The sequence below is a fragment of the Pseudoalteromonas sp. ND6B genome (assembly GCF_000764215.1).
Classification (GTDB): domain Bacteria; phylum Pseudomonadota; class Gammaproteobacteria; order Enterobacterales; family Alteromonadaceae; genus Pseudoalteromonas; species Pseudoalteromonas tetraodonis.
The window spans coordinates 1-6,647 of sequence record NZ_JQFL01000074.1 but is presented as its reverse complement, the minus strand read 5'-3'; the positions used below and the strand labels follow the sequence as shown (position 1 = coordinate 6,647).

Below are 6,647 nucleotides of genomic sequence, written 5' to 3'. Positions count from 1 at the left end.
GGTCTAAGTAAAGCGATTAGAGTAGCGTTGCTATAGCAGTTTCGCTCGCGCGGAGAAAATTGCAATACTGAGAAAAAATCGATCGCAACCATCCTAGATGGTTTTAAACTAAGAACATACCCAAGACAATTTATTAAAAATTAGTTTTTACACAGTCTGTGCCAACAGCGGACGCTGGTAACTCCCGTGCAGGAGCGAAACTTAAATGTGTCGAATTGACACGCTTGTTATGCATTATTGCCACCACCCTTGATAAGGATCGAACTTTAGAACTAATTCATTAGGGGAAAATGAGTGAGTAATTTTTACTGATACATCTCTAAATTCGGAACCATCGTTTCTCCTAATATACAGATTCTCTGTATTTACGATCCCAAGCAACCCAGTTGGATCTTCAATATTTCCGTCCTTAGAAATTGAGTTTGACCACGTTACTGGAATTTGCTGATTATCTTGATCATATACTTTTACGGTTGTTACAAATACTTTTCGAGCAGATTTATTGAAAAGTGCTGTACGTACTAAGGGGTCATTATGAGCTTTTTCAGAAAGCCCCACCTGATGCAAGCGTCCTGCTATTAACGTTTCATCCGACTTAATCTCATCGTATATACGTTTAGAAAGGAAGTAACTAAAGCATGCTGAAACAGCAGCGACTACCGCAGCAGATGCTGCGATAATTGTAGTTATGTTCGTGGTTGTGATATCTAGCATATTTGAGTTATCTCGCTACTTTGATTGAGGTGTGCATAACAGTGTAATAGTACGGTCCCTGCGGTCCATATATTAGTTTTTAAAGCCAAACGGGTAAAATCTTGACTTCAGACATTTAAATTCTAACTGTCCGATTATCGATCACAGCTGAACTTCGCAAAAGTGCCATGAGCGGAAGTTAGATACGCACAATTTTTTGTCCTTATTTAATTTCTTATTAGCAGTCAATTACGACTTTCTAGAAATTATCGTTCTTATAAATGCAGCTGACATATGTAACGCTAATTCTGCATCCATCTCGCCAACGCCTGACATTTTATTACTACCATGCCTTACCGCTGGTTCAGCATTTGTATATGCATAAAACTTCTCAAAAACTGTTACAAGCATAGGAGAAATAAGTTGCTCCCTTTTCATTGCCTTTAGTGCGTCACCTAGCGTAGCGCATTTGGGATAGATAGTTTTACAAACACTCTCAACTGCACTTACGGACTCTTTAATTGAATTCTCAGGATCCTTACTTGGGCTCAATATATAAGATCGAGCTTTGGAATAATGGACTCTTGCGGGTTCAAATTTATCCTGCAAAGTAGAGTCTATAGCTGATACTCTTGTTTCAAGATCTTTGGGAAGTGAGGTCTCTAATTTACCAGCATCATTCAATTTCCACTGAATTTTATGCTGCGAAAATAAATCATTTACCTTTTGCCTATATGACGGAAACATAAATGATTCGAATCGCGAGTTTTCCCATGCTGAGCTGTACTCTATTTCCTGTTCTTTAATCTTTATCGCTGTAATTTCAACAAAGTCATAAAATTGATACCATTCGAGATTCATAAGTCTGCATTTCAATGCATCCCAACATGTCCATGAGTCAAAATCTTCGGAGTCAGTTTCGTGCCCATTTTCTGCACATAACCTTTCAATTAAGTCTTTAACTCCCAGCGGTTTTGATTCTTCATTCTTTTGACGGCTATCACCATCAATATAAAGGAGAGGCTCCAAAACATTAATAAAGAAAAGGCTTTTCAACCAATTTGGCGCTTCTTCGCTAATTGGTTCATTTTTATACTCTGGGTCAAAACCAAATCTATGGGAAAACTTCATACCTTTCCTTAACTACTAACATTTTAGTATTTATACGATACGCAATTTGTGTTGCATAATCGCTTGTTGGGCTGAGTCGCTATCTGTTCGATGTGTCAGGATAGGTGTTGTTTAAGCTATGGGAGTTTGCTTTTAGAGGTTTTAGCTAAATCAGCTTACTTATTTCCCTACATTGCTCAGCGTTAACTATGTATCCATTACACCTAAAGTTTGCTCAATAAGCAATTACATTTATCCAATTTCAATGACCGGTTATCGCTCAAAAAAGCCCTTGAAAAGTTGCTCATTTAGCAATCTAGGTTAACACTATCAAGAAAACAGGTGTATATTTCCGAAAACGACCTTTGAAGCCATAGAAACGGAAGTTTGCTTTCGAAATATAGCAATACAGGCTTTAAAACCGGAAGTTTACTTCCGTTTTGTGCTTTAAGATTATAAGCTTGTATCTAGTAAAAGCTGAGAAGTCCAAACTCGTTTCTGCCCCAAAACGAGTTAACGTAAATACTCTATAGGTCAGCTTTGAGCGAAAAGCAGACAAACAAGTTAATCATCTTAAGGACGGCAATTCCGACAAAGCAGACATACGAACGAAGAATTATATTACTGTATTTTGCTGCTAAAACCCTTCAACATCAACTTCCTCTATCCGTCGGCCACGTGCGCAGGCTGTGTAAAAACTATTTTCAGCCCATTATTTGAACAAAAATAGATGTAAATATGTGTCTTACATTAAAATCTGACCAAGTTTCATAACTAAGGAAACTTACATTTTACGTAGCATTGCGTTATTAATTGGGTTGTTGAAGTTTTTACACAACCTGAGCCAATTGCAGACGTTCGTGGTCATAGCGATTCAGGAGCAATAAGCCTAAGTTTTAGCAAATTAGGATGATGTCTCTGCAACTGATGTAAGGCACTTTTTAGTTGGTAGAGCACCTTACCGTAAGTCGTTATTGCCAACCTTTTTTCCGATATCCCAGAGCGGGTAATATAACGGCACAGCCTGACGCAAGTCCTTGCTCTGCCATAGGTGCATTGGTTTGCGAGATAAAGACCTTTCGTCATTGCCGTCCCCATTCCTTTCCACCCATTTCTACCAACCGAGACGCGGCTCGTCGAAAGGAAAAGGCGAGATCATTGGCGGCCGATAATTGTGCCAGTGACACGCCACTTAGACCCGTCGCCGACCACTCAAATTGTTCACCCTCTTTGGTGCGAATCATGGTCGTCGCAAAGAAACTCGAGTTTCCCCCCTTCTCACTGACAAACAACTCTTCATTTCCATCACTGCTTTCAACTTGCGCTTCAAACTCGACAAATAATTCATCGAGCGGAACTTTTGCCGCTAGCACCAAGCGGGTGCGAGATTCATAACACACGTCAATGAGGGTCACGAATCGTCGCGCTTCGTCGAGGTGATTGGCGTCTAATTGCGGCACCCGGTCCATGATGAGGACCTGAAATCGGTCGCAGAGGAAAATATAATCGGCCGCGCCGAGTGGTTGGTAGCATAACTCGGAAAAGTCAAACCAGGCGCACCGGTCATTCAATCGGGCGACCTGGACGGTGCGACCGAAGGGTATGTGAATGGCCTCGGCCTCAGTTCCGGATGCAGTGCCACCAAATATTTCTTCCAACTGCGCCTGCATGTTGTTGTTACTATTATTATCGCCATGAACATCCTTGTTTGACCAAAAATAGGATTGACCATCAGCTCGAGTTTCGAGTCGATAATCCTTGGTGGAACCCTCCATGGAAATAATGTCGAACGTGTGTTTTAACATGTCTATGAATGGCAAAAAAAGGGATCGGTTAATGCCTCCCTTATACAAGGCATCGGGGGAGCGATTCGAGGTGGCCACTACCACAACATTCCAATCCAATAATAATAGAAATAGTCTTTTCAAAATCATGGCATCGGCAACGTCTGTCACTTGAAATTCATCGAAACAGAGGAGTTGGGCTTCTTGTGCCAATTGTTGCGCAATGATGGGAATCGCATCACCTCTGGGGTGCTTCTGTTTGTAAACAAAGATTCGATGATGGACGTCTAGCATGAATTCATGAAAGTGGACGCGGCGTTTGGTAATCTTTGCGTGTTTGTGGCTGTCATTATTACAGCAAGAATCATCATCAGGAACAATAACCGACGCGTAAAAGAGATCCATTAGAAAGCTCTTGCCGACCCCGACCGGTCCATGAATGTACATGCCTCGCGGTGGTGGACCAAAAGTCCACAAATGGAACTTCTTTCGAAGAAAGGACTGGGCGGATGCCAGGGATCGCGCCAGCAACAGTGGACTGCTGCTTGTATAGCTGCTCTCTGTCGAATCGTCGGTGCGCACGGGTACTGGTGGGAGCGAGGCAAGAGACTCGTGCAGGGCATCGAATTTTGCCGCCAGAGCGACTTGCGCGTCATCTCGTCGCACCTCCCCCGCGTCCACCTTGAGTTCATAAGCCGCTGTCACGGGGCCTGTCGAGAAGCACGGCCGAGCGACGCGATGTTGTGCTATTTTCGTCTTCATCATCGTCTTCATCATCATCGTCTTCATCATGGAGCTGATGAGTTTATCAACATGATGGTATGGTACACTAGATTTCTGTATGGGTATCAAATGGATTTGTATTAGAGACTCAAGTTTCGGAGTTCAACTTGAAGCCCAATACAGCATAACTAACTGAATAATATAAATAAAATTAGCCTTATTATGGTAAAATTTTTGTTATCTAGATAAAACACGAAACCACTCAAGGGCTATAAAATGAACCCAGACACAACCCCCTCTATTTTTAACGACAGATTTGCTCACACGCGCCGATATTTAAGTCGACAACCTGTTTAGTACAATGTGGTAACGCCTAGGCTTCAGAGTATAGGTAAAATAAAACGTCATTTTTCCTAAAATTAAAATACATGATGCCTCATGTTTTCCATATTGACATCTATTTTATATTCTTAAGGGAGTGAAAGTCGGCTATTTTTCGTATATTAATCAAATGTTTCCACGTAATTAAGAATTCAAGACAAGCGGCTCCTAAAGTTGTGCAAACCAGTTTTGAATATTACTTTTATTTAAACAGGCTTATCTGAGGCCAAGTTTGATTAATCGTATGATGATTCTTCGCTCAATATAGTCTGATAGTTCGAATTTTCTAGCGTCAGCTTTAGGTCGATTTAAGCCTTTTCTAGACTAGAACCTGATGTCGGCTTTTGGCACAGACTGTGTGAAAACTCTGATCACCTTTTGGTCTAAGTATGTTCTGCTTATGATCTATTAATCTATACATTTAGTTCACTTAATATACTGATATTTATATAATTAGACTATTGATTCAGTTGAGGGTTGAGGCAGTATGTCAAAGTTTATAAGCGGTGAAAGTCGTGACCAATCAACGTTATTTCCAGAATCGTTGGAAGATTACGTCAGTGAAGATAATACGGTCAGAGTGATTGATGTTTTCATTGAGGAACTAAATCTAGCTGAATTGGGGTTTAAAGGATTAACTTTAAAGTCCACAGGCCGCCCTAAGTATCATCCTGCCACATTATTAAAACTGTATCTTTATGGTTACCTCAACCGTATTCAATCATCCCGCCGATTAGAAACCGAATGCCAACGCAATATTGAACTGATGTGGCTACTTGGTAAATTGGCACCCGACTTTAAAACGATTGCTGATTTTAGAAAAGACAACGGAGATGGTATAAAAAATGTGTGCAAAACGTTTGTTGAAGTCTGCCGTCGTCTGAATATGTTTGAGAAACCAGTTGTTGCCATCGATGGTAGTAAGTTTAAAGCTAGCAACAACAAAGGCAATAATTTTACGCCAAGCAAAGTTAAATTCCACATCGACCGAGTCGAAAAGAACATTGAACGTTACCTTGAATTACTTGATGAAGCCGATAAAGAGCAAGCTAACGTCACAAAAATTAAAGCCACAAAAGATAGGCTAGCTGACTTTCGCAGCCAGTTAAAAAAACTACACGAGATTAAAGAACAAGTTGAAGCTCATCCTGACAAGCAAATATCCACTACTGATCCTGATTCACGTTTAATGAAAACTCAAGGTTTTACAAGAGTTGTGAGTTATAACGTGCAAAGTGCGGTTGATACCAAGCACCACCTTATAGTGGCGCATGAGGTGACCAACGTGCCAGATAGAGGCCAGCTTGCGTCAATGACAAAACTCGCACAAAAAGCATTGCGCAAGGAAGATATAAGGGTATTAGCAGATAAAGGTTACTTCAGTCAGCCCGATATAAAAGATACTATCGATTTGGGTGCAGAGCCAATCATGCCCAAGACGGATACATCGTCCTCTGAAAAGAAAGGGATATTTAACCGCTCACTCTTCAAATACGATGCAAATAAAGATATTTACTTATGCCCCGCTGGTAATGAACTTCAAAATCGAATGCAGGTATTTGAGCAAGGTAAATACCTTGATGTTTACTTCAATCACATTGCTTGTCGAGATTGTAAAATAAGAAGTCAGTGCACTAACTCTAAAAAAGACCCTAGGCGAATAAGGCGGTGGGTGCATGAGATTCTGACAGAAGAAATGCTTCAAAAGCTAAAGAATGAACCTGAATTGATGCTTCATCGCAAGCAAACTGTTGAGCACCCCTTTGGCACAATTAAACTCTGGATGGGAGCTACCCACTTACTAACACGAGGTTTAAAAAGCGTGAGTACAGAAATAAGTCTTCATGTTCTGGCTTACAACTTCAGAAGAATGCTCACAATTATGGGAGTTAATGGTCTAAGTAAAGCGATTAGAGTAGCGTTGCTATAGCAGTTTCGCTCGCGCGGAGAAAATTG

4 protein-coding genes and 1 pseudogene are annotated in these 6,647 nt (G+C 40.9%); 1 reads left to right on the top strand and 4 read right to left on the bottom strand.

Annotation, left to right across the window (positions count from 1 at the left end; genetic code table 11):
- Positions 1–234: 234 nt before the first annotated feature.
- The 4 genes and pseudogenes from ND6B_RS02945 to zapE all read right to left on the bottom strand — a co-directional run bounded on the left by ND6B_RS02945 (position 235) and on the right by zapE (position 4,379).
- Positions 235–714 (bottom strand): hypothetical protein, encoded by a 480-nt coding sequence (locus ND6B_RS02945; RefSeq protein ID WP_013463105.1) that lies wholly within the window; start codon positions 712–714, stop codon positions 235–237.
- Positions 715–942: 228 nt separating this feature from the next.
- Positions 943–1,824, bottom strand: a complete 882-nt coding sequence (locus ND6B_RS02950; RefSeq protein ID WP_013463104.1) for an AbiJ-NTD4 domain-containing protein — start codon at positions 1,822–1,824, stop codon at positions 943–945.
- 915 nt (positions 1,825–2,739) lie between these two features.
- A pseudogene (locus ND6B_RS20025) lies at positions 2,740–2,901 on the bottom strand (transposase); the annotation flags it as partial.
- The gene (gene zapE / locus ND6B_RS02955) at positions 2,886–4,379 is read right to left on the bottom strand and encodes a cell division protein ZapE (RefSeq protein WP_235420571.1); all 1,494 of its coding nucleotides are present in this window, start codon (positions 4,377–4,379) and stop codon (positions 2,886–2,888) included. The pseudogene ND6B_RS20025 and the gene zapE, both read right to left, overlap by 16 nt.
- A 799-nt stretch (positions 4,380–5,178) precedes the next feature.
- Here zapE and ND6B_RS02960 point away from each other — a divergent pair.
- On the top strand, positions 5,179–6,621 hold the full coding sequence (locus ND6B_RS02960; RefSeq protein ID WP_013465392.1) for an IS1182 family transposase: 1,443 nt from the start codon (positions 5,179–5,181) through the stop codon (positions 6,619–6,621).
- The last annotated feature ends 26 nt before the right edge of the window (positions 6,622–6,647 follow it).